At 67.5% G+C, this 24,123-nt stretch carries 21 protein-coding genes; 6 read left to right on the forward strand and 15 right to left on the reverse strand.

Annotated elements, in window-relative coordinates; genetic code table 11:
- Positions 1-4: 4 nt before the first annotated feature.
- The 9 genes from argH to ACZYZ7_RS23565 all read right to left on the reverse strand — a co-directional run bounded on the left by argH (position 5) and on the right by ACZYZ7_RS23565 (position 9,376).
- Positions 5-1,429: an argininosuccinate lyase gene (gene argH, locus ACZYZ7_RS23525; RefSeq protein ID WP_450070520.1), complete on the reverse strand. Its 1,425-nt coding sequence runs from the start codon at positions 1,427-1,429 to the stop codon at positions 5-7.
- A gap of 99 nt (positions 1,430-1,528) precedes the next feature.
- The gene (locus ACZYZ7_RS23530; RefSeq protein WP_135455344.1) at positions 1,529-2,728 is read right to left on the reverse strand and encodes an argininosuccinate synthase; all 1,200 of its coding nucleotides are present in this window, start codon (positions 2,726-2,728) and stop codon (positions 1,529-1,531) included.
- Positions 2,729-2,751: 23 nt separating this feature from the next.
- Positions 2,752-3,246: an arginine repressor gene (locus ACZYZ7_RS23535; RefSeq protein WP_210115668.1), complete on the reverse strand. Its 495-nt coding sequence runs from the start codon at positions 3,244-3,246 to the stop codon at positions 2,752-2,754.
- Entirely contained in the window at positions 3,225-4,151 is a 927-nt protein-coding gene (argF, locus tag ACZYZ7_RS23540; RefSeq protein ID WP_135455348.1) for an ornithine carbamoyltransferase, read from the reverse strand. Before argF ends, ACZYZ7_RS23535 begins: the two co-directional genes overlap by 22 nt.
- The gene (locus tag ACZYZ7_RS23545; protein ID WP_450070521.1) at positions 4,148-5,323 is read right to left on the reverse strand and encodes an acetylornithine transaminase; all 1,176 of its coding nucleotides are present in this window, start codon (positions 5,321-5,323) and stop codon (positions 4,148-4,150) included. Before ACZYZ7_RS23545 ends, argF begins: the two co-directional genes overlap by 4 nt.
- Positions 5,320-6,198 carry an acetylglutamate kinase gene (gene argB, locus ACZYZ7_RS23550; protein WP_135455353.1) on the reverse strand — a complete coding sequence of 293 codons (879 nt, stop codon included), beginning with the start codon at positions 6,196-6,198 and terminating at the stop codon, positions 5,320-5,322. The genes ACZYZ7_RS23545 and argB overlap by 4 nt, the downstream gene beginning before the upstream one ends.
- Positions 6,195-7,394 (reverse strand): bifunctional glutamate N-acetyltransferase/amino-acid acetyltransferase ArgJ, encoded by a 1,200-nt coding sequence (gene argJ / locus ACZYZ7_RS23555; protein ID WP_450070782.1) that lies wholly within the window; start codon positions 7,392-7,394, stop codon positions 6,195-6,197. Before argJ ends, argB begins: the two co-directional genes overlap by 4 nt.
- Before the next feature lie 38 nt (positions 7,395-7,432).
- Entirely contained in the window at positions 7,433-8,467 is a 1,035-nt protein-coding gene (gene argC, locus ACZYZ7_RS23560; protein WP_450070522.1) for an N-acetyl-gamma-glutamyl-phosphate reductase, read from the reverse strand.
- 48 nt (positions 8,468-8,515) lie between these two features.
- Positions 8,516-9,376, reverse strand: a complete 861-nt coding sequence (locus ACZYZ7_RS23565; RefSeq protein WP_210115527.1) for a MerR family transcriptional regulator — start codon at positions 9,374-9,376, stop codon at positions 8,516-8,518.
- 45 nt (positions 9,377-9,421) lie between these two features.
- Here ACZYZ7_RS23565 and ACZYZ7_RS23570 point away from each other — a divergent pair, with 45 nt between their 5' ends.
- Positions 9,422-10,057, forward strand: coding sequence for a maleylpyruvate isomerase family mycothiol-dependent enzyme (locus tag ACZYZ7_RS23570; RefSeq protein WP_135455361.1), 636 nt, complete (start codon positions 9,422-9,424; stop codon positions 10,055-10,057).
- A 2-nt stretch (positions 10,058-10,059) separates the two neighbouring features.
- Here the strand turns inward: ACZYZ7_RS23570 and pheT are convergent, their stop codons facing one another.
- The gene (pheT, locus tag ACZYZ7_RS23575; protein ID WP_135455363.1) at positions 10,060-12,552 is read right to left on the reverse strand and encodes a phenylalanine--tRNA ligase subunit beta; all 2,493 of its coding nucleotides are present in this window, start codon (positions 12,550-12,552) and stop codon (positions 10,060-10,062) included.
- Positions 12,552-13,595 (reverse strand): phenylalanine--tRNA ligase subunit alpha, encoded by a 1,044-nt coding sequence (pheS, locus tag ACZYZ7_RS23580; protein ID WP_135455365.1) that lies wholly within the window; start codon positions 13,593-13,595, stop codon positions 12,552-12,554. The genes pheT and pheS overlap by 1 nt, the downstream gene beginning before the upstream one ends.
- A 543-nt stretch (positions 13,596-14,138) precedes the next feature.
- Here pheS and ACZYZ7_RS23585 point away from each other — a divergent pair.
- The 3 genes from ACZYZ7_RS23585 to ACZYZ7_RS23595 are packed head-to-tail and all read left to right on the forward strand — an operon-like array spanning position 14,139 to position 18,438.
- Positions 14,139-15,116 carry a hypothetical protein gene (locus tag ACZYZ7_RS23585; RefSeq protein ID WP_450070523.1) on the forward strand — a complete coding sequence of 326 codons (978 nt, stop codon included), beginning with the start codon at positions 14,139-14,141 and terminating at the stop codon, positions 15,114-15,116.
- Entirely contained in the window at positions 15,113-17,626 is a 2,514-nt protein-coding gene (locus ACZYZ7_RS23590) for a hypothetical protein (protein ID WP_463741960.1), read from the forward strand. The genes ACZYZ7_RS23585 and ACZYZ7_RS23590 overlap by 4 nt, the downstream gene beginning before the upstream one ends.
- Before the next feature lie 2 nt (positions 17,627-17,628).
- A complete protein-coding gene (locus tag ACZYZ7_RS23595; RefSeq protein ID WP_450070525.1) occupies positions 17,629-18,438 on the forward strand; it encodes a hypothetical protein in 810 nt (269 codons plus the stop codon).
- A gap of 60 nt (positions 18,439-18,498) precedes the next feature.
- Here the strand turns inward: ACZYZ7_RS23595 and ACZYZ7_RS23600 are convergent, their stop codons facing one another.
- Complete coding sequence (locus ACZYZ7_RS23600) at positions 18,499-19,416, reverse strand: adenylate/guanylate cyclase domain-containing protein (RefSeq protein WP_450070526.1); 918 nt, start codon at positions 19,414-19,416, stop codon at positions 18,499-18,501.
- A 228-nt stretch (positions 19,417-19,644) separates the two neighbouring features.
- Between ACZYZ7_RS23600 and ACZYZ7_RS23605 the strand changes: the two genes are divergently transcribed.
- Entirely contained in the window at positions 19,645-20,667 is a 1,023-nt protein-coding gene (locus ACZYZ7_RS23605; protein ID WP_450070527.1) for an oxygenase MpaB family protein, read from the forward strand.
- Between the two features lie 26 nt (positions 20,668-20,693).
- Positions 20,694-21,929: an acyl-CoA dehydrogenase family protein gene (locus ACZYZ7_RS23610; RefSeq protein WP_450070528.1), complete on the forward strand. Its 1,236-nt coding sequence runs from the start codon at positions 20,694-20,696 to the stop codon at positions 21,927-21,929.
- Positions 21,930-21,938: 9 nt separating this feature from the next.
- Here the strand turns inward: ACZYZ7_RS23610 and ACZYZ7_RS23615 are convergent, their stop codons facing one another.
- Genes ACZYZ7_RS23615 through ACZYZ7_RS23625 form a run of 3 tightly spaced genes read right to left on the reverse strand, consistent with a single transcriptional unit; the run spans position 21,939 to position 24,115 of the window.
- Positions 21,939-22,343, reverse strand: coding sequence for a RidA family protein (locus ACZYZ7_RS23615; RefSeq protein ID WP_450070529.1), 405 nt, complete (start codon positions 22,341-22,343; stop codon positions 21,939-21,941).
- A 48-nt stretch (positions 22,344-22,391) separates the two neighbouring features.
- A complete protein-coding gene (locus tag ACZYZ7_RS23620) occupies positions 22,392-23,138 on the reverse strand; it encodes an IclR family transcriptional regulator (protein WP_450070530.1) in 747 nt (248 codons plus the stop codon).
- Complete coding sequence (locus tag ACZYZ7_RS23625; RefSeq protein ID WP_463742136.1) at positions 23,135-24,115, reverse strand: sugar kinase; 981 nt, start codon at positions 24,113-24,115, stop codon at positions 23,135-23,137. Before ACZYZ7_RS23625 ends, ACZYZ7_RS23620 begins: the two co-directional genes overlap by 4 nt.
- Between the last annotated feature and the right edge of the window lie 8 nt (positions 24,116-24,123).

The following is a 24,123-nucleotide window of genomic DNA, read 5'->3' on the forward strand; positions in this document are numbered from 1 at the left end:
CGCCTCAACCTAGGGTGGCGCGCAACCTCTCGGCCGTCTCACGGACCACGCCGAGCTGCTTGGCGACCTGAACGGGCGCGGTACCGCCCCGGGCGCTGCGCGCGTTCACCGAACCCTCAACGGTCAACACCTCGCGCACCTGTGCGGTGAGCGACGGGTTGATCGCGGCGAATTCGTCGTCGGTGAGCTCCTCGAGCCCGACGCCGCGCCCCTCGGCGGCCTGCACCGCGGCACCCGCGGCCTCGTGGGCGACGCGGAACGGAACACCTTCGCGGACCAGCCATTCGGCGATATCGGTGGCCAGTGTGTAACCGGCCGGCGCCAGCGCGGCCATCCTGGCCTCGTCAAAGGTCAGCGTGCCGACCAGACCGGCCATCGCCGGCAGCAGCAGCTCCAGCTGAGCTACCGAGTCGAAGACCGGTTCCTTGTCCTCCTGCAGGTCCCGGTTGTAGGCCAGCGGCTGCGCCTTGAGCGTCGCCAGCAGGCCGGTGAGGTTACCGATCAGCCGTCCGGACTTACCGCGGGCCAACTCGGCGATGTCCGGGTTCTTCTTCTGCGGCATGATCGAGCTGCCGGTCGACCAGGAGTCGTGCAGCGTGACATACCCGAATTCGGTTGTGCTCCACAGGATGATGTCCTCGGCGAGCCGGGACAGGTCCACCCCGATCTGCGCGAACACGAACGCCGCCTCGGCGGCGAAATCCCGCGCCGCGGTGGCGTCGACGGAATTGTCTGCGGCCGAGGCGAATCCGAGGTCCTCGGCGATAGCGTCAGGATCCAGGCCGAGCGAAGAGCCGGCCAGCGCCCCCGAGCCGTAGGGCGAGACCGCGGTGCGATCGTCGAAATCGGCGAGCCGGTCGACATTGCGCAGCAGCGGATGAGCGTGGGCCAGCAGATGATGCGCGAGCAGGATCGGCTGGGCGGCCTGCAGGTGGGTCTTGCCGGGCATGATCGCCGTCGGATGCGCTGCGGCCTGTACCGCCAGCGCGTTGACCACTTCGAGCACGCCGTCGGCGACGCGGCGGACGGCGTCGCGCAGCCACATCCGGAACAGCGTGGCGACCTGGTCGTTGCGGGAGCGGCCGGCACGCAGCCGGCCGCCCAGATCGGGCCCGACCCGGTCGATCAGCCCGCGCTCCAGCGCACCGTGCACGTCCTCGTCGCTCACCAGCGGCTCGAAACTGCCGTCGGCGACATCGGAACCCAGGCTGTCCAGGCCGGCGAGCAGCCCGTCGCGCTGTTCGTCGGTGAGCAGCCCGGCCCGGTGCAAGACCCGGGCATGGGCCTTGGACGCCTTGACGTCGTACGGCGCCAACACCCAGTCGAAGTGGGTCGACTTGCTCAGGGCGGCAAGGGCGGCCGAGGGACCGTCGGCGAACCGGCCGCCCCACAGCGAGCCCTCGTTGGTGGTTCCGTCGTTGGTGCTCATGTCACTTCTTCCCGCGAGCAGTCCCCCGCAAGCGGGAGGGGCCCCCAGCAAAACTGCCTAGAAACACTGGAAATTGGGCAGTTTTACGTCTGCTCGGCATCAGAGGCCCAGGTCGCGCTTGGCCGAGATCTTGGACGACAGACCATGCAGCTGCACGAAGCCCTTGGCCGCGCTCTGGTCGAAGCTGTCGCCCTCGTCGTAGGTCGCGAGGTTGAAGTCGTACAGCGACTCACCGGAACGACGACCGTTGACGATGACGCTCCCGGCGTGCAGAACCAGCCGGATGTCACCGGACACGTGCTGCTGCGTGTGCTCGACGAACGCCTCCAGCGAGCGCTTCAGCGGGCTGAACCACAGGCCGTCATAGGTGAGCTCGCCCCACTTCTGGTCCACGCCGCGCTTGTACCTGCCCAGCTCGCGCTCCAGTGTCACGTGCTCGAGCTCGGTGTGCGCGGTGATCAGCACCATCGCGCCCGGAGCCTCGTAGATCTCGCGGCTCTTGATGCCGACCAACCGGTCCTCGACCACATCCAACCGGCCCACGCCCTGAGCGCCGGCCCGGGTGTTGAGCTCCTGGATGATCTCCAGGACGCTGAGCGGGCGACCGTCGATCGCGATCGGGCGGCCCTTGTCGAAGCTGATGATCAGCTCGTCGGGGGCGTTGAAGTTGACCGTCGGGTCCTGGGTGTAGTCGTAGACGTCCTTGGTCGGCGCGTTCCACAGGTCCTCGAGGAAACCGGTCTCCACCGCGCGGCCCCACACGTTCTGGTCGATCGAGAACGGTGAACGCTTGGTGACGTTGATCGGGATGGCGTTCTCCTCGGCGAACGCGATGGCCTTCTCGCGGGTCCAGGCGTAGTCGCGAACCGGCGCGATGACGTCCAGTTCGGGCGCCAGGGAGGCGAACCCGACCTCGAACCGCACCTGGTCGTTGCCCTTGCCGGTGCAGCCGTGCGCGACGACGGTGCCGCCGTGGGCACGCGCCGCGTCGACCAGGTGCTTGACGATCAGGGGGCGGCTGATGGCCGACACGAGCGGGTAGCGATCCATGTAGAGCGCGTTCGCCTTGATGGTCGGCAGGCAGTATTCGTCGGCGAATTCGTCACGGGCGTCGACCACGACCGCCTCGACCGCGCCGCAGTCCAGGGCACGCTGGCGCACGACGTCCATGTCCTCGCCGCCCTGACCCAGATCGATGGCGACGGCGACAACCTCTTTGCCGGTCTCCTTACCGATCCAGCTGATCGCGACCGAGGTGTCCAGACCTCCGGAGTACGCCAGGATGACGCGTTCGGACATGAGCAATCTCCTTGTTTTGAGCTCTACTTCAAGTTTTCGATGGTGTTGGCAAGTTCGGCCCCGGTCATCGGTTCGCGCGCCACCATCAGGATGGTGTCGTCACCGGCGATGGTGCCGACCACATACGGCAGGGCGGCGCGATCGATCGCGCTGGCCAGGTAATGCGCGGCCCCGGGCGGGGTGCGCAGCACGGCAAGATTAGCGCTGGCGTCGGTCGATACCAGCAACTCCCCCAACAAGCGGGTCAACCGCTCGGTGCCACCGGACACACCCCGCACCGGGCTGCCGTCCTCGGGCACCACATACGCGCCGACGCCGCCGTCGACGCCACGCAGTTTCACCGCGCCGAGTTCCTCCAGGTCCCGCGACAACGTCGCCTGGGTGACCTCGATGCCCTCCTGGCCCAGCAGTGCGGCCAGTTCGGTCTGGCTGCTCACCTGCCTGGACGACAGCAGAGCGATGATGCGGGCCTGGCGGCCGGCACGCGTCGGTGCACTCACCTGTTCTCCAGCAACCAGACCAGCAGAGCCTTCTGGGCGTGCAACCGGTTCTCGGCCTCGTCGAACACCGCGCTCTGCGGGCCGTCGATCACCTCGTCGGTGATCTCGTGCCCACGGTGCGCCGGAAGGCAGTGCAGCACAATGGCTGCCGGGTCGGCGAGCTTGAGAAGTTCGGCGTTGACCTGGAACGGACGGAACGGCCGCACCCGGTCGAGGCCGTCGTTCTCCTGCCCCATCGAGGTCCAGGTGTCGGTGACGAGCACGTCGGCTCCGTCGGACCCGGCCCTCGCGTCGTCGGTGAGCGAGACCGTCGCCCCGGTCTCGGCCGCACGGCGCTTGGCGGCGTCGACGAAATGCGGATCCGGTTCGAAGCCGGCAGGCGCGGCGATCGTGACGTTGATGCCCGCCGTGACCCCGCCGAGCATCAGCGAGTGCGCCATGTTGTTGGCCCCGTCGCCCAGATATGTCATCCGCAGCCCGGCCAGGTTGCCCCGGCGCTCTGCCAGCGTCTGCAGGTCGGCCAGCACCTGGCAGGGGTGGAATTCGTCGGACAGCGCATTAACGATCGGCACCGAGGATCCCGACGCCATGGCGGTCAGCCGCTCCTGGGCGAAGGTCCGCCACACGATGGCGTCGACGTAGCGGGACAGCACCGCCCCGGTGTCCTCGAGGGTCTCCTCGCGGCCCAGCTGGGTGCTGCGGCCGTCGACCACTACGGCATGGCCGCCGAGCTGGGCAATACCCATCTCGAACGAGAACCGGGTGCGGGTCGAGTTCTTCTCGAAGATCACCGCGACGCCGCGCGGGCCTTCCAACGGACGCCGCGAGAACGGCGCCTTCTTCAGCTCGGCGGCGAGGGCGAGGACCTCGGCCTGCTCGTCGGGTGACAGATCGTCGTCACGCAGGAAATGCCGGATGGTCATGAGGAAGCCTCCACAGCGGTATCGAGCACGGCGGGCAGAGCGGTCAGGAAGGTCTCGATCTGCGGTTCGGTGATGATCAGGGGCGGCGCCAGCCGGATCACGTCGGCGGCCGGGGCGTTGACCAGGAAGCCGGCGTCGCGGGCAGCGGCCTCGACGGCTTTGGCGCTCGGCGCGGTCAGCACCACGCCTTGCAGCAGACCCTTTCCGCGCACGTGATCGACCAACGGATGGCCCAGCTCCTCGATGCCGTGGCTCAGGGTCTTGCCGAGCACCCCGGCGCGGGCGATCAGGTCCCCGTCCGCCAGTGCCTTGAGTACGCCCAGTGCCGCCGCGGTGCACACCGGGTTGCCGCCGAAGGTGCTGCCGTGCAGGCCCGGGGTCAGCAGATCGCCGGCGGCACCGATGGCCAGGCAGGCACCGATCGGCAGTCCGCCGCCCAGCCCCTTGGCCAGGGTCACCACGTCGGGGGTGATGCCGTCGTGCTGATGGGCGTAGAACGCGCCGGTGCGCCCGACGCCGGTCTGCACCTCGTCGAGGATGAGTAGCGCGCCGTTCTTCGTGGTGATGTCCCGGGCGGCAGCCAGGTATCCGGCGGGTGGGACGACGACGCCGCCCTCCCCCATGATCGGTTCCAGGAACACCGCGGCGGTGTGCGAATCGACCGCGGCGGCAAGGGCTTCCACGTCGCCATAGGGCACATGCGTGACGTTGCCCGGCAACGGCTCGAACGGGGCCTGCTTGGTGGGCTGGCCGGTCAGCGCCAGCGACCCCATCGTGCGGCCGTGGAAGGCACCTTGGGCGGCAACGATATTCGTCTTACCGGTGAGCCGGGTGATCTTGAAGGCGACCTCGTTGGCCTCGGTGCCCGAGTTGCAGAAGAACACCCGGGCCTGAGTTCCCAGATGCCCGACCAGCGCCTCGGCCAGCGCGATGCCCGGCTCGGTGGCGTACAGGTTGGACGTGTGCCCCAGCGTGTTGAGCTGGGTGGTGACGGCCTCGATGACCGCGGGGTGGCGGTGCCCGAGCAGGTTGACCGCGATGCCGCCGAGCAGGTCCAGATAGGACTTGCCGTCGGTGTCGGTCACCACGACGCCGTCACCGCTGGCCAGAGCCAACGGCGGGGTGCCGTAGTTGTTCATCATCACCGCTTCCCAGCGGTCCTGCAGGCTCACTTCGCCACCACCTTGGTTCCAGTTCCTTCATCGGTGAAAAGCTCGACCAGCACGCAGTGTTCGACGCGGCCGTCGATCACGTGCGCACTCGGCACGCCGCCGGCCACCGCCCGCAGGCAGGCCTCGATCTTGGGCACCATGCCCGATTCCAGTGACGGCAGCAGTTGCGTCAGTGCCGCGGTGTCGATCTCGGTGACCAGCGAGGAGCGGTCGGGCCAGTCGGTGTAGAGGCCCTCCACATCGGTGAGCATCACCAGCTTCTCCGCGCCCAGCGCCTCAGCCAGCGCCGCGGCCGCGGTGTCGGCGTTGATGTTGTGCACCACGCCGTCGGCATCGGGACCGATGGTCGAGACCACCGGAATCCGGCCCGCGGCAATGAGATCCAGCAGCGAGTCGGCGTTGACGTGTTCGACGTCGCCGACCAGCCCGATGTCGGTGGCCACCCCGTCCACGGTGACGCTGCGCCGCACCGCGGTGAACAGATGCGCGTCCTCCCCGGTGAGACCCACCGCGTAGGGGCCGTGGGCGTTGATCAGGTTGACCAGCTCGCGGCCCACCTGACCGAACAGCACCATGCGCGCCACATCGAGGACCTCGGGAGTGGTCACCCGGAAGCCGCCCTTGAAATCGCCTGGGATGCCGAGCTTCTTGAGCATCGCGCTGATCTGCGGCCCGCCGCCGTGCACCACCACGGGATGGATGCCGCAGTTGCGCAGGAACACCATGTCGGCGGCGAAGGCCGCCTTGAGGGTGTCGTCGGTCATCGCGTTGCCGCCGTACTTGACGACGACGATCTTGCCGTGCAGTTGTTTGAGCCACGGCAGCGCCGAGGCGAGCACCTGGGCCTTGACGCCCCGCTCGATGGCCTGGCTCATGAGCTGTAGGCCGAGTTCTCTTCGACGTAGGCGTGTGACAGGTCGGTGGTCCTGATCGATGCCTCATGCGAGCCCACGGCCAGGTCCACGACGACGACGATGTCCTCGCCGGACAGGTCGACGTCACGGGCACCCGGGGCGCCGGCCCCGTCGATGCACACCGGAGAACCGTTGAACGACACGCTGATCCGTTCGGGATCCAGCTTGACCGGGGCGATACCGACCGCGGCCAGGACCCGGCCCCAGTTCGGGTCGGAGCCGAACAGTGCGGTCTTGACCAGGCTGTCGCGAGCGATGACGCGTGCCGCGACGAGCGCGTCGTCCTCGGTGTCGGCGCCGGTCACGGTGATGACGACCCGCTTGGTGACGCCCTCGGCATCGGCCTGCAGCTGCGCGCACAGGTCGTCGCAGACCCGCAACACGGCCTCGTTGAGATCGTCCTGGCTCGGCGCGATCTCGCTGGCGCCCGACGCGAGGAGCAGCACGGTGTCGTTGGTCGAGCAGCTGCCGTCAACGTCAAGCCGGTCGAAGGTCAGCGCCGCGGCCCGCTTGAGCGCGGTGTCCAGTGCCGCGGAATCCGCGACGGCATCGGTGGTCAGCACCACCAGCATGGTGGCCAGTGACGGCGCCAGCATGCCGGCACCCTTGGCCATCCCGCCGAGGGTCCAGTTCTCCCCCGATTCCACCGCATGGTGCAGCGCAACCTGTTTCGGCACGGTGTCGGTGGTCATGATGGCCCGCGCGGCGTCGTCTCCGCCGGTCAGTCCACCGGCGACCTCGTGCACTATCTCGGTGACGCCGGCCAGCACCTTGTCCATCGGCAACCGGTCACCGATCAGGCCCGTCGAGCACACCGCGACCTCGATGGCGCCGGTCTCGGTGCCCCAGTCGCTCAGCGCGGTGGCGACGGCCTCGGCGGTGGCGTGGGTGTCCTGGAAGCCCAGCGGGCCGGTGCAGGCGTTGGCGCCGCCCGAGTTCAGCACCACCGCGCGCAGCCGCCCGGTGGTGAGCACCTGCTGTGACCACTTCACGGGCGCGGCCTTGATCTTGTTGCGGGTGAACACCCCAGCTGCCGCGTAGTCCGGTCCCTCGTTGAATACCAGGGCCAGGTCCGGTGCGCCGGATGCCTTGATACCGGCGGCGATTCCGGCGGCCCGGAAACCTGCCGGGGCGGTCACGCCCTGGGTACGGATCAGCTTGGCGGCCTGGGCCGTCCCGGTTTGCGTCGACTCGGTCAAGGTGCCACTCCCACGATCGAAAGTCCTTCGGTTTCGGGCCAGCCCAGTGCCAGATTCATCGACTGCACCGCAGCGCCGCCGGTTCCCTTGGTGAGGTTGTCGATGGCGGCGATGGCCACCAGTGTCTTCGCCTGCTCATCGACGGCGACCGCGACCTGCGCGGCGTTGCTGCCGATCACCGACCCGGTCTTGGGCAGCTGCCCCTCCGGCAGGAGGTAGATGAACGGCTCTGCGTCGTAAGCCTTTTCGTAAGCGGCCCGGACCTCGGCCTCCGATGCCTCGGTGCGGGCGGTGCAGGTGGCCAGGATGCCGCGGGAGGTGGGGATCAGCACCGGGGTGAACGAGACGGTGACGTCCTTGTCGGTCACCGACCGCAGTCCCTGGGCGATTTCCGGGGTGTGCCGGTGCTTGCCGGCGATGTTGTAGGCACGTGCCGAGCCGATCACCTCGGAACCCAGCAGGTCCACCTTGGCGGACTTGCCCGCACCCGAAGTGCCGCTGACGGCTACGACAGTGACGGCCGGTTCGACGAGATCGCCGGCCACGGCGGGCAGGAGCGCCAGCAGTGCGGCGGTCGGATAGCAACCCGGCACCGCGATGCGCTTGGTGTCCTTGAGCCGGTCCCGGGCGCCGGGCAGTTCGGGCAGCCCGTAGGGCCAGCTGCCGGCGTGCGGTGAACCGTAGAACTTCTCCCAGTCGGCGGCGTCGGTCAGCCGGAAGTCTGCACCGCAGTCGATGATCAGGGTGTCGGGACCGAGGTGCTCGGCGAGCGCAGCGGAATGACCGTGCGGCAGCCCGAGGAACACCACGTCATGACCGGCCAGCACCTCGGCGGTGGTGGGCTCCAGGACACGGGAGGCCAACGGCAGCAGGTGCGGGTGATGCTCGGCCACCGTCGTCCCGGCACTGGAGGCCGCGGTCAACGCCCCGATGGTCAACCGGCCGTCAGCGTAGGCCGGATGCCCGAGCAGCAATCGCAGGATCTCTCCGCCGGCGTAGCCGCTGGCGCCGGCCACCGCTATCGAAGTCATACCGCAATTCTGCATTGTTATGCATGCAGATGCAAACTCATTAATTGGCTATGCGGCGCCGAGGCGGAGCCCGTCGTAAAGCCAGCGCTGGATGGAACCCACCGTAGTCGTCTCACCTGCGATCTCACTGAAAAGATCCCAGTACCGACGGACATCGGGATCGGTGTCGGCGCCCGCGTTTGCGATGAGCGCACGCCGAAACGGGGGCGTGTCAGCATCCTGGCGGGCCCGGGCATGGGCGTCGACGAATCTGTCGACAGCCGGCCCACCCGACGGCGGCCGTCCGGAGTGCACGAGCAGTAAGGCCATGTCACAAGCCTCCGCGACGCCGATCACGAGCCCCCGACGATCGCTGATGCGACCCGGTTCGAACCGCCACAGTTGCCTGGCCATCACCGCGCCGAATGCCGGTTGCCGGGCGAGGGCCACAAGTTCTGCGTACGCGACAACACGCGCCGGGCTTGCCTCCCCCGGTGGTCGCGGCACGGTCATCTCCACGAACCCGTCGAATACGTCCGCCGACGTCGCCCCTGCGAACAATCGCCGCCAGAACTCGACGAGAACGTCGTGTCCACGACGTCCCCCCTGCGCAGTGGACAACGCCTCCAACGAGGCCCGACGCCTCGCCAGGCCGGCCAACTCCGCGTCGACGGCTCGTCGCTCGACCGCCACGGCGTCACCGATCGATACCCGGCGGGCCAGGATGTCGCCGATGGCGTTCAGGCCGAGACCAGCCGCCCGCAACCGTCTGACCAGGGTGAGCGACTCGACCGCCGAGGCCTCGAAAACGCGGTGGCCACCGGAACTCCGACGTGCGTCCAGCAGGCCTTCATCGCAGTAGTAACGGATCGTCCGCACCGATACGCCGGTGAGCCGCGACAACTCACCGATGCTTGTGCCGTGCGTCACAGTGCCTTGAACCTCCACCCGACTGGAGTTCCTAGCGTAAGCCGCATGCACACCGAGGACATCTGGCGCGCCGTCGACGCAGAACGACGCAGCCTGCTGCAACTACTCGAACAGCTCAGCGCATCGCAATGGCGCCACGCCAGCCTGTGCGACAGATGGCAGGTCCGAGACGTGGTGGCCCACGTGACGCTGTCGACCCAGGCCAATGTCGGTCGAATTCTGGTCAACCTGTTGCGCGCTCGCGGCAGCCTCGACCGCATGGTGTGCACTACCGCGATTCGCCATGCCACGAAGAGCGACGACCGTCAGCTGCTCAACGAGATGCGCAACACGATCGGGTCGCGCTTCACCGCCGTCGGCACCACAGCAACCGATCGGCTGATGGACCTTCTCGTGCACGGCCAGGACATCGCGGTACCACTGAACCTTCACCACGAAATGCCCACTGAGGCAGCACAGCTGGCACTGGAACGGGTTTGGAATCCGCGGTTCCCGTTCCGGGCCACCACGAGGCTGGCTCCGTACCGGTTATGCGCGGTCGACACCGGCTGGGCTGCTGGGGCCGGGCCGCTCATCGAGGGGCCCGTCTCGGCGCTGCTCCTGCTCGCGACCGGACGTGAATCGGCTGCGCTTCCGCACCTGCGCGGTGACGGCGTCGAGTTGTTGCGCCGAGCAGAATGAAATCAGCCGCGCAGGACGGCGCCGACCCGCTCGCCGGCGACCGCGACGGCGGCGTCGCGGGCGGCGCTGGCCTCGTCCTCGGTCAGGGTCCGGTCGGCAGCCCGGAACCGCAGCGCCAGGGTCAGGGACTTGCGGCCCTCCCCGATCTGCGGGCCGGTGTAGACGTCGAACAGCCGGACGTCCTCGAGCAGCTCGCCGGCCCCGTCACGGACGGCGTCGACGACGGCGGCCGCGGCCACCTCGTCACCGACCACCACGCTGATGTCCTGGAACACCGCGGGGAACGGTGACACGGACGGCGCGGGCAGCACCTCGACGATCGGCACGGCATCGAGGTCGAGTTCGACGGCGCACGAGCCCTTTGGCAGGCCCGCCCGCTCGACGACCGCCGGATGCAGCTGGCCGGCGTAACCCACCACCGTGTCGCCGACGACCACCTCGGCACAGCGGCCCGGATGCCACGGCAGCTCCTGGGCGGCGCGCAGGGTGAATTCCACCCCGGCCGCCCGGCCGATCACCCGTACCGCCTCGAAAGCGTCGGAGGCCTCCACCGGACGTCCCTGGCCCCACGGTCCGGCAGGCTCCCGCAGCCCGGCGAGCACCGCAGCGACATGCTGCGGCTGATGCGGCAAGGAGGCGTCCAGCCCGGCGATCTCCTCGTCGGTGGGCCTGCGGTCGTTCGGGATGCGTTCGACGGACCGGGTCTCGGCCGTGGGATGCACCACCTGCTGGATCGCGAACAGCGCGACATCGGCTGCGCCACGGGATACGTTGCGGCCCAGCGCTTCCAGCAATCCGGGCAGCAGCGTGGTGGCCAGCTGCGGCCGGTCGGCCTCCAGCGGGTTGAGCACCTTGGTGGTGTTGCGTCGAGGGTCGTCGGTGGCCAGGCCCCACGTGTCGAACACGCCGGTAGGCAGGAACGGTGTGGGCAGGACCTCGACGAATCCGGCCAGCGCCAGTGACTTTCCGATGGCCCGGCGCCGCTTCTGCACCGCGGTCAGGCCACGCCCGGCCGGTGCTGTCGGCAGCACCGACGGGATGGACTCCAGGCCCTCCAGCCGCAGCACTTCCTCGACGAGGTCGGCACGCTGACGCATGTCGGGTCGCCAGCTCGGCGGGGTCACGGTGAGCGGATCGGTCCCGGTTACAACAGCGCCGATCTGCGTGAGCCGCCGTGCCGTGGTGCCCGCGGCATATTCGACGCCCGCGGTGCGGTCCGGCAGGTCGGCCGGGATCTCGATGGCCGGCTGAGACCAGTCGGTGCGCCCGTCCGCGCGCCAGTCGGTGAGCGTCGGCGCGACGGTACCGCCGGCGATCTCGGCCAGCAGGGTCGCGCAACGATCCAGTGCGGCAACCGAAATGGCCGGGTCAACCGACCTCTCGTAACGGCGGCCGGCCTCACTGGCCAGATGCAGGCGGCGCTGCGTGCGTGACACCGCGGCCGGATCCCACACTGCGGCTTCCAGCAGCACATCAGTGGTGGTATCACGTACCTCAGTGGTGCCCGCGCCCATTACGCCGCCGATCGCGGCGGTCGCGACGTCGTCGACGATCAACACGTCGGCCGAGTTCAAGGTGCGCTCGACATCGTCGAGGGTGACGACCTTTTCGCCGTCACGGGCGAAGCGCACCGCGAAACCGCCGGTGATCAGGCTGCTGTCGTGGGCGTGCATCGGGTGGCCGATTTCGAGCATGACGTAGTTGGTCACGTCGACGGCCGGCGAGATGGCACGGATGCCGCTGAGCATCAGCCGTCGCTGCATCCACCACGGCGTCACTGCCGCCGGATCGATGCCGGTGACCGGGCGCAGCCCGAAACGCTGCACGCCCGTTCCGGGCTCGACGGTCAGCGGCCAGGCCTCACCCTCGGCGGGCAACGGCGGTACGTCGGCCAGATCGACGAAGTCCAGATCATCGGCGCACGCGATCTCGCGAGCCAGACCTCGCACCGACAGGCAGTAACCGCGATCCGGCGTGATGGCCAGGTGGAACACCACGTCGTCCAGACCAAGGATCTCCGCCGCCGGGGTACCCGGATCGGCGGTGCCCTCGGGCAGCACCAGGATGCCTGACTGGTCGACGCCCAGGTTCATCTCTGATGCCGAGCAGATCATGCCGTCGGAAACCCGGCCGTAGGTCTTGCGGGTGGCGATGGTGAAGTCGCCGGGCAATACGGTTCCCGGAAGCGCCACCACCACCAGGTCGCCGACCGCGAAATTCGTCGCCCCGCAGACGATGTCGCGATGCTCGCCGTCCACATTCTGGATACCGACATCAACCTTGCAGGCCCGGATCGGTTTCTTGAACTCCGTGAGTTCCTCGATCTCGGCAACCCGGCCGACGGTCAGCGGTCCGCTCACCGGGCCGATCGGGATGATCTCCTCGACCTCGTGTCCGATCCGGATGAACGTCTGCTCGAGTTCCTCGACCGACGCATCCCAATCCGGCGCGCCGGCACGAACGGCCTCACGCAGCCAGCTGAAAGGAATCCGCATCAGGCACCGACCCCGAACGGCAGCGAGAACCGGACATCGCCCTCGACCATGTCGCGCATGTCAGGAATTCCGTTGCGGAACTGCAGGGTTCGCTCCAATCCCATGCCGAAGGCAAATCCGGAGTAGACGTCGGGGTCGATACCGCAGGCGCGCAACACATTCGGGTTGACCATGCCGCAGCCGCCCCATTCGACCCAGCCGGGGCCGCCCTTCTTGCCCGGGAACCAGATGTCGACCTCGGCGGACGGCTCGGTGAACGGGAAGAAGTGCGGACGGAACCGGGTGCGTCCCTCCGGCCCGAACTGGGACCGCGCGAACGCGTCCAGCGTGCCGCGCAGATTCGCCATGGTCAGGCCCTTGTCCACCGCCAGCCCCTCCACCTGGTGGAACACCGGCGTGTGGGTTGAATCGAGTTCGTCGGTGCGGAAGGTCCGCCCGATCGAAACGACATAGACGGGCAGGTCGCGTTCCAGCAGCGCCCGGATCTGCACCGGCGAGGTGTGGGTACGCAACACCTGACGTGAGCCGTCCGGGGCGATCTGGAACGTGTCCTGCTCGCTGCGGGCCGGGTGATCGGGCGGGAAGTTCAGGGCGTCGAAGTTGAACTGCTCGGTCTCGACCTCGGGCCCCTCGGCCAGCTCCCAGCCCATCGCGACGAAGGTGTCGGCGACGTTCTCGGCCAGGATCGTGATCGGGTGCCGGGCGCCCACCGGCTGGCGCGTCGAGGGCAACGTCACATCGATGCGCTCGGCGACCAGCACCGCGGCGTCGCGCTCGGCGCGCAACGCGTCCAGCCGCTCGTCGTACGCACGCTGGGCCTCGCCGCGGGCAATGTTGACCCGTTTGCCGGCGTCGGCGCGGTCAGCCTTCGGCAGGGTCGCCAACGCCTGGCGTGCCAGGGCGATCGGGGCACGATCGCCGAGGTGCTCGGTCTTGGCGCGCGCGAGCGCGTCAAGGTCACCGGCCAGCTCAAAGGCATGCCGGGCCGCGCTGACGGCTTTGGTCAGGGCTTCTTCTGAGAGATCACTGGGCTGCTCAGCCACCCGGCGATCATAGGCGATGGCCTGATCAGGCTTCGAATCCGTTTCCACCGGCTCAGACTGAACCTGCGACAACGAACTCAGCCGAGATCGGAGACGATGACGACGTGGATCGTCAGAAGTTGGCTGATGGATGAGTGGGATGACGGGATCTCGCCCGCGGTAGCGGGATCGGACTCACCCTGACCCACCTCACCGCCGGACACTAGGACTGGGACAACCAACCCGGCTTCGCCTACTTGGTGCAGAGCAATGACGACAGGGATGTGACGAGCCCGTTCCGGCTCTTCCGCCTCGGCATCACCAAAGGCCAACCCAAAGCCCGCGGCTACTACGACCGCTGGGCAGCCAAATCAAATTAGCGCGCGAGGCGCCCGATGAATGCCGTTACGCTTGTGAACGGATCAATCTCGCCGCCTCAGGACTGTTTGCCGACGTAGCCTTTTCGCATATTCAGCTGCCCGGGTCAACCGCTGTACGGTGCGCAGTCTTCACCGGCGGAAAGTTCGTGCCTCGGACACAACAATTGCTACAGAAGGTTGCCAGGTGGATCGTCAGAAGTTGGCTGATGAATGGGATGACGGGATCTCGCCCGCGGTAGCGGGACTGGCCGGGCTGGCCGAACCCTACGGGGTCGCCCTGGACTACTCGGCCCAATCACTGCGCGCACTCGAACACGTCATCACCACCCTGTTCCACGAACCCGACGACGTCTTCACCGACGACGACCGCCCCGTCATCCGCGCACTGATCGCCTACATCGGACTCACCCTGACCCACCTCACCGCCGGACACTGGGACTGGGACAACCAACCCGGCTTCGCCGAACACGCACAACCCACCCTCACCGACACCGCGCTACGCGGCCGCATCACCGCCACCTACTGGGGCTGGGACGACAACCCCGCCGGCACCCCGGCCGGTATCCCCATCGCCGTACCCGGCGACGGACTCGGACTCAACCCCGTCTCACCCCTGCACCTTCTCGTCGCCACCGTCATCGACCGACCCACCAACGCAGGACCACTCGTGCAGACCTTCACCGCCTGGAGCGAAAAGGTCACCACCCCACCCCCACCCGGCGTCGTCGGCATCGACCTACTGCCCAGCCCACCGCCCTCACCCGTCCTCGACGACTGGCTGGCCGCCCGCCAACGCGACTTCCCACAATGGGCCAACCGCTACCCCGGAAACTGGGACTTCACCCCCGAATCCATCGACCGACTCACCGACCTCATCCACCACCACACCCCCACCGTCGAGGCCATCAACGACCCCGCCAACACCGACCTACTCGCAGGCGCCTGCTGGTACCTCGGCGAAATGCTGCGCCGCAACCGACCCTCACGCTGGGTCTACGTCGACTACCTCACCGATCCCGGCGACCCCGCGCTCGTCGAGTACAAGGTGCAGAGCAATGACGACAGGGATGTGACGAGCCCGTTCCGGCTCTTCCGCCTCGGCATCACCAAAGGCCAACCCAAAGCCCGCGGCTACTACGACCGCTGGGCAGGAAAGCCATGACCAGTCACCGGCTCGTCACTTACGCCATGGTGTTCGCGCTGGTCATCGCCACCTCGACGTGGCTGGGGGGTCCGACAGCCCGCGCCGATTACGGGGCCTACGGCGAGTGCACCACTGGGTTCGCCCTGCCGGGATTCGATGCCACCGAGGTCGCACCTCAAGACAAGACGGTCGAGTACAGGTATCCGGGGCTGGATCCGGGGCTGGAATCGGTCGAGGAACCGTCGAAGGACGAACTGGACGAGCTCAAAGACGAGGGCCTGCCCGGTGGCACCGAGAATCACATGCTCATCGCCTGGCGCAATCACATAATCAAAAGGACCATGGCCGGCGCTAAGCCGATGGCCTTCCAGCGGTGGAAGACGAACTACATCACCGTCATCAAGAACCGGCGAGTCGGACCTGCCTTCGAAGACTTTCTGTGGAACGAACTGTGGAAGCTGGCCGGCAGCGAGTCGGCGGGCTGGATCAAGGGCTCCAAGATCGACCCCGGGATCCTCCCGAACGGACCGGTGTTCGATATCACCAACGTGACCAACAAGGTTCCGCCACGGCTGTGGACCATCGTCGAAGCCAAGTCCGGGGACTCGCTTGCGTCGCACGCAAGAAAACAGTTCATCGACCACGTCAAGATGGCCGGCCAAACCGGGTCCTCGTTGGTGATGATGTTCGGCAGGCTGCCCAGCCCCGCCACACAGCGCTGGATCAAGCGCACCCTGGATCAGCTGAGGAATGACGGCACAACCATGCCGACGGCGGTCTGCGTCAAGTACTGGCCGACGAAGGCCGTACCCGAAGAACCAGGCGGTCCAGGTGGCCCGGGTGGCGCGGCTTCGCTGCCGCTCCCGCTGGGAGACGCACCAGACAGCCCCGAAGATCAGGCGGTCAGAGACGAGATCGAGGTCGCACTCGATCAAACCGCCAATCCGACGCAACAGCCAGCGCAACCGGCGCCCGTGCAGCAGCCGAAACCGGCGCCCATCGAGGTTCAGGCCGGCCAGGCACCGGCACCGGCACCGGCACCACAACACCAACCGGCACAACCGCCGGCGCCACAGCAACGGCCGGTGCCCGCGCCTGCGGTTCCAGCTGTCCCGGCCCCGCAAGCGCCTGCTGCAGCGCCACCGCCGATCGTCATTCCGGCGCCGGCCCCCGTACCGGTGCCGATACCGGCAGCGCCGATTCCTGTGCCGATACCGGCGGCGCCGATTCCGATACCAGTACCGGTACCGGTGGCGCCTGCTCCTGCGGCACCGGCCCCCGCTCCTGCGGCACCAGCACCCCAGCAGGCTCCTCTGGCACCTGCCGCGCCCGCAATCGACTACGGCGGTATCGATTTCTCGACGCTCGAGTTGCGCTATGTCACCGACACCGTCGCAGGCAAACCGGCAATGCAGTACGCGTTCCGTGCCAGCACCACGTCTGATGATGCGCCGTCCTACGGCGGGCAGCGCAACGCCCAGATGGCCATGGACGCCTTCTACGTCTGGATGGCGCTGTCCCCCGACAAATTCTGGGTCAACCTGAATCCCACCGAGCCGGACCGTGTCATCGACGGGGAGTTCGGCAAGACCCAAGCGGGTCAGGTGCTGCTTGAGGCAGACCTCGAAATGAAGGAGGTGTCGGGCCGGCTACAGCGAGACGACACCCCGCTCGGCAAACGATTCGAAGACACACTGCGCGGCACGGACAAATGCTTCCTGGGCCGCCGGCAATGGATAGAGCCCACGCCGGCTACGGTTCGGGAGGACGGCGACCAGCTGTACATCATCGACGCACCACTGACGGTCAAGGTCGGGCTCGAAGACAGCGATATCAGCCCGAACGAATCATGCGACGGCCAGGATCCGGCGATCACCGCACAAAACGGCAAGGTGTACCAGGACATGATCATGCCCGCGGTGATCGAGGCGATCAATCATGATCCCAAGTTCGCCGATCTGCGCCGGGTGTACGCCAGCCGGATCGCTGCCGAGTGGTATCGGAAGCGCAACGCGGACAAGCCAACTCAGTATGCGGATGTCATCGATTCAGGCGACGTCGCCGCGTGGACCGTGCCGTGGAACTCGCGTGAGGTCTTCGACCGCTACGTCTATTCGTACACCCACGCCAAGCCGACCTTCAGCTGGAAGACCAAGGACGCTGACGGAACGTGGACTCGAGGCCGTTCCTGGGGAGGCGTCGACTTCAGCAAGATCGAACTGAAGGACGTCGGCGAACAGGAGTTCACGTCGAAGTACCAGTCCATCGCCACCACTGCGGGTCCGTCGATCGTCGGTCCGATCGAGCAGCAGTCCAGTGACGATATCTGGGTCGGCGGCATCACCACTTCTGTTCCGCTGAGCCAGATTTGGCCGCAGCAACCGACGTCCTGGACGCCGTACGAAATCCCGAACCCCGCGACCTCGAAGCCGTTCTTCTATCTGCTGGTGACCCTGCCCGTGGCCGCCTGGCTCGTAACCGGCGGCGTGCTGTGGTGGCGTCGCCGCAAAGCCGGAAACGGAGGCTGACCGTGTCACTGGATCCCTTTGGTAACTACGATCCGTTCGCCGACCCCGCGCCACGGCAGTACACCGCGCCACCGCAGTACACCGCTCCACCGCAGCCGGCTCCGCCACCAACCGCGCCGGGCTGGACTGGGGTGCTACACCGCGCAACGCCGGAGCGCCCAACGCCGCTCGCGCACACCGGGTCGTCCACGGTGCCTCCGTGGAAGGCAGGCGGCCCGCCGTGGACGGTTTTCCTGGCCGGTTACCTGGTGGGTGGGATCGCCGCACTGCTCGTGGTCGGCGCCATCGGCACGTTGCTGGCGCTACCGGAGCTCGAATTCATGTACGGCGGCACCACATTTCCCGGTGTGGCATTGGCGGCGGTCTCGGTTGGCGTCGCTGGGGCACTGGTATGGCTGGCCGTTCAGTACGCCCGCCGACGTGGAACCGCGCGTACGCCGATGCTCATCGGCATCGCGGTCACCGCAGCCGTCGCCGTCGTAACCATCGTGCTGGCGCCGGGCGGCCAGGTCTCATGGTTCCGGACGCTGACGCTGATCCTCAGCGCCGCAGTACTTCTCCTCGCGATCGCGATCGTGGTGCTGGTCCTCCAGCCGAAGTCCAAGTCCTATTTCGTCACGCCCTCAACCGCAGACCAGCTGGCGATGCTCGGATTGACACCTGCCGCGCCTGCGCCGAGCAGCGCGCTGCCCGCGGAACCCGCCACCGTCACCACCAGGCCGGTCGCTCCGCCACCCACGTACGCGCCACCCCCACGACAGGCGCCCCCACCCCCGCCGGCGCTCCAACCGGACTACGACCCTTTCCAATAGAACCGAGCCGCGCTGCGGTGAGTGCGCCCAGCACCGACGCTCCCCCTGAGCACCGCACCCCTATGCGCCCGGCACCCCGTCACCCTCATGTTCGCCGGCCGGCAGCCGCCTGGGAATTTTCACCCGGTACATCATCAGATCGTCGGGAACACCCTCCGGCTTCGCCGAAAATATCTGCCGCCGTTCACGTTTGACGGTCACACCCAGGGTGGTGAGCTCGCCTTCCGAGATGCCCTCCAACGTGGTGTGCGAGATCATCAAGCCGCCCCTGGCAGCACGTTCCATCACCCGGGCGGTGATGTTGACGTCGACGCCGAGCCAATCCGACCCGATGCGCTGCGGCCGGCCGGTGTGGATGCCGATCCGCATGCGCGGCGCGTAGCCGTCCATGTCGATGCTCTTCACTCCGTCGAGCGCGACGAGCATCGCCCCCAGGGCGGTTTCCGGGTCGGAGAACACCGCCATCATGCCGTCGCCCATGCGTTTGACGATGTGACCGCCCGCTTCCAGCACCGGCGGCTCGATCACCTGCGCCACCCGGCGCAGCAGTCGCAACGTGGCATCATCGCCGGAGCGCAACGACCACGATGAGAACCCGACGAGATCGGTGAACACCAGTGTCACCTCGGGATTGGCCGGGGTTCCCGAGACACGTTCGGTCAGCGCCTGCCACACCTGCAATGCGCCCAGGCTCACCTCACGCGAGGCGGCGTCACGGTCCAGCAGTCGGTCAGCCACCCGCGCCGCGGCCCGGGGACCGCCCTCGCCCGACGCCGAGAGCCGGTCACCGAAATCCGGATCTCCGGGCAACGCCCGACGCCACCGCCGGACCAGGTCGACGACGGCTGGGCTGCGGTTGGCGCTCTGCAGCCAACCCAGCGGACCCGGCAACCCGGGTGTCCGCACCGGGCGCTGTTGCGGCGCCTGCTCGACATCCCCGACTCGGCCGGACGGGTCATCGAGAGGCTCGCCATCCACAGCGCCAGAGTAAGTGGCGCGCGGACCGGGCGGCAATCATGCTGCGAGCCGGTATGCCCACACTCTCCCGGTGCCGGCAAACCCGGCTGGTCACAGCGCTGTGGCGCGACGGTAGCCGCCGAATAACAGTGCGCGGCGACGCGCCGCGGCGGCGTAGACAACGCGCGTTGTCACTACTATCGTTGGCCTCAGCTGTGATTCACGTCATGACGAGTCAACGAGGACCCAATGACCACACGAGCCACCACCGGCACCGAGCACAATCCACTCGGCCCGGATTCGCTGACCTGGAAGTACTTCGGCGACCTGCGCACCGGGATGCTGGGCGTCTGGATCGGCGCGATCCAGAACATGTATCCGGAACTCGGCGCCGGCGTCGAGGAGCACTCGATCCTGCTGCGCGAGCCGCTACAGCGGGTGGCCCGGTCGGTGTACCCGATCATGGGCGTGGTCTATGACGGCGACCGCGCGGCGGACACCGGCGCGCAGATCAAGGGTTTCCACACCACCATCAAAGGTGTCGACAGCCAGGGGCGGCGCTACCACGCGCTGAACCCGGAGACGTTCTACTGGGCACACGCCACGTTCTTCATGTTGATCATCAAGACCGCGGAGTATTTCTGCGGCGGCCTGACCGAAGCCGAGAAGCAACAGCTGTTCGATGAACATGTGCAGTGGTACCGCATGTACGGCATGAGCATGCGGCCGGTCCCCAACAGCTGGGAGGACTTTCAGGAGTACTGGGACGCCAAGTGCCGCGACGAGCTCGAGATCAACCGGGCCACCCTTGACATCTTCACCATCCGGATCCCCAAGCCCTGGTTCGTGCTGATGCCGACACCGGTCTGGGACCAACTGTTCAAACCCCTTGTCGGAGCACAGCGCTGGATCGCGGCCGGCCTGTTCGACCCGGCGGTGCGGGAAAAGGCCGGAATGCGGTGGACGCCCGGCGACGAGGTATTGCTGCGGATCTTCGGCAAGGCGGTCGAATTGGCGTTCGTCGCGGTGCCCGACGAGATCAGGCTGCACCCGCGCGCCCTGTCGGCGTACCGCCGCGCGGCCGGGAAGCTGGCCGCCGACGGTCCCCTGGTGGAAGCACCGGGCTTCATGGCCCCGCCACGCGACCGCTGGGGTCTACCGATGCACTACGTGCCGCGCAGCAAGACCCTGCTGGACCGGGCCGGAGCCCTGGTGCACACAACGTTCTCGCTGCCGGCGCTGCGGCGGCCCGCCCGCCGCCCCGCGGCCTGACTTTGACACCTGTCTAAGCTGTCGAGATGCTTGATTGGTCTGACGTAGACATCGCCGTGCGCGACGCGGTTCGTGAGTTCGTGAACAAGGAGATCCGCCCGCACCTCGACGAGCTCGAGAGCGGAGACATGGAGCCGTACCCGATCGTGCGAAAGCTGTTCGCCACGTTCGGTATTGACGCCCTCGCCAAGGAGTCGCTGGACAAGCGACTGGAGAAGCTGCGCAGCGGGGACGCCAAGCCCTCGGGTGCCCGCGGCGGAATGTTCGGCGGCAGCGGATCGCCGGGCATGGGATTCGTCCTGATCAGCGAACTGTGCCGGGTGTCGATGGGCCTGGTCACCGGGCTGGGCGTCAGCCTGGGCCTGACCGTGTCGACCATCCAGAGCCGCGGCACCCTGGCCCAGCAGGAACGGTGGCTGCCCGGTCTCGTGACCTACGAGAAGATCGGTGCTTGGGCGATCACCGAACCCGATTCGGGTTCGGATGCCTTCGGCGGCATGAAGTCCTACGTCACCCGTGACGGTGACGACTACATCCTCAACGGCCAGAAGACGTTCATCACCAACGGGCCCGACGCCGACGTCGTGGTGGTCTACGCCAAGCTCGATGAAGGGGATGGCGCGGACAAGCGCAACCGCAAGGTGCTGACCTTCGTCCTCGACCGCGGCATGGAGGGCTTCGAGCAGTCGAAGCCGTTCCGCAAGATGGGCATTCACTCATCGCGCACCGGTGAGCTGTTCTTCAACAACGTCCGGCTGGGACGCGACCGGCTGCTCGGTGAGACCGAAGGGTCCGACGGGCCCGACGAGGGTAGGGCCAGCGCCCGGTCCAACTTCTCGGCCGAACGCATCGGGGTCGCCGCTATGGCGCTCGGCGTGATCGAGGAATGCCTGCGGTTGAGCGTCGACTACGCCAAGACCCGCACCCTGTGGGGCCAGGAAATCAGCCAGTTCCAGCTGATCCAGCTCAAGCTGGCCAACATGGAAGTGGCCCGGATGAACGTGCGCAACATGCTGTTCCGCGTCATCGAATCCGCCGAGAAGGGGGCGACGATCTCCCTCGCCGAGGCCTCCGCGATCAAGTGGTACTGCTCGCAGGCCGCCACCGACGTCGCAATGGATGCCGTGCAGCTGTTCGGCGGCAACGGCTACATGACCGAGTACCGGGTGGAGCAGTTGGCCCGCGATGCCAAGTCGTTGATGATCTATGCCGGCAGCAACGAGGTGCAGATCACCCACGTGGCACGCGGTCTGCTGAGTTAGTCTGCCGAGTTAGCCGACGACGGCCAGCGCGTCGATCTCCACCAGCATGACCTCGTGCGGGAGATCGACGAACACCGTTGTCCGGCACGGAAGCTGGTCGGACTTGACGTTCTCGGCCATGAACTCGCCGTATACCTCGTTCATGGCCGCGAAATCGTTGCGCGTCGTGAGGTAGACCCGGAGCATCAGGACATCGTCGACACCGGCGCCGCCGGCCGCCAGGATCGCCTTGACGTTCTCCAGCGTGCGACGGGTCTGCACCCGCACATCGCCCTCGCCGATGTAGGTGTTGGTCGCGGGGTCCATCGGACCCTGACCGGACACCTGCAGGAACCCGCCCTTACGGATGCCCTGGCTGAAGGTGTGTGCGGGCGCCGGCGCGTCATCGGTGCGGATGACCTGGGAATCGGGCACGGTGGAATCTCCTCTGCTTGCGGTGTTTTCGATGATTTCCCGGTCGAGCTACGACGGCCGATAGCCGCATTCGGCCGAGATGCGTTCGCACATCGCCTGCAACGGTGGCAGAAGTTCGAGGACCTGTCCGAAAGGCAACACGACGTCGGGAACCGATACGGAAACCGCCGCGACGACGCGGCCGTTCGCACCGCGGATCGGAGCGCCCACGCAGTTGATCGACGGCTCGTTCTCTTCGCGGTCCTGGGCCCAGCCCTGAACCCGCACGGCCTCGATTTCGCGCAGGTACTCCTCCGGCGTCGTGATGGTGTTGGCGCTGCGGCGGGTGAAGTCCATCGCGGCGACGATCGGCCGCAGCTCGGCATCTGGCAGGTCGGCGAGGATCACCTTGGCGACGGCGGTGGAATTCAGGTTGGCGGTCAGGCCGATTCGCGAGTACATCCGGATCTGATCGTGTGATTCGAGCTTGTCGATGTACACGATGGCGCCGCCTTCCATCGCGGCGAGGTGGGTGGTGCGGCCGTATTCGCGGTTGAACTCGACGAGATGTCGCGAGGCGATCTGGCGGATCTCCCGCTGATTGGTGCCGTGGGCGGCGAGTTCGAAGATCCGGGAGCCGAGGTGATAGCGATTGTTGTTGTCGCGGAACGTGAACCGCTCGTCGGTCAGTGTGCGCAGCAGCCTCATCACGGTGGTCTTGTGCACATCCGTTGCGGCCGCGAGCTCGTCCAGGCCGGCCGGACCGTTTCCCAGCTGAATCAAGAGTTGTAGTGCCCGCGCGACACTTTGACTCACCGCTTGCTCCCGCACACCGTGAACCCGACCTCACTCACCTTCGTCGCCGCCCACTCTCCGTCTGTGCAGGCGAGCAGGTGCTCGATCGCCGTATCAGGCGGTGGCGGGGCCGAATCCGCCACGACAGTCAGGGTGACGGCGGCTCCGATGTGGCCGCGCCGCAGGCACGATTCCGGATCCTCGCCGCGCACAACACCGCTGAGGAATCCGGCGGCGAAGGCGTCGCCGGCGCCCACCGGCTCGACGACGTCGACGCGCAACGCCTGGGCGACGAAAACATCGCCGGTCCGGTCGACCGCGAAGGCCTGGTCTGCACCGTCCTTGATGACCAGTATCTCCGGACCCGGCAGGATGCGACGCAGCGCCACCGGGTCGTCGGTTCCCGCGACGCGAAGCGCCTCGTCGGCGCCCAGGAGCACCACGTCGGCCAGGTTGGCCAGGGCCACCACCTCGGCCGGATCGCCGTCGGGCCACAGCTGTTCGCGCCAGTTCACATCGAAGCTCAACAGCGCGTTGATGCCGGGCCGGTCGGTGAGCAACCGGCGCATCATGGCCCGGCAGGTATCGGACAGAGCCGGTGTGATGCCGCTGCAGTGCACGACCGACGCGCTCGCGAGTACGGACACGACGGCGGCCGAGTCCAGAAATCCGGGCGCCATCGCGGAGGCCGCCGAGCCGGCCCCGCTGCACTTGCTGACGCTGCACACCTCCCCCGCCTCGTCGAGCGCGGTGAGATTGGCGTAGTACCCGGTGGGCCGGGTCGGGTCGATCTCGACCGCGGAGATGTCGACGCCGCGCGCGGTCAGCTCCGACCTGATCAGGTCCCCGTAGCCGTCGTCGCCGAGGCGACCGACGAAGGAGGCGGGGATGCCCCAGGCGACGAGTCCGGCCGCGACGTTGGCTTCCGCACCGGCCAGGTGCAATCCGGCCTGAGCACCGGCCAGGTGCAATCCGGCCTGAGCACCGGCCAGGTGCAATCCGGCCT

The sequence above is a fragment of the Mycobacterium sp. IDUB_17 genome, assembly GCF_055419465.1.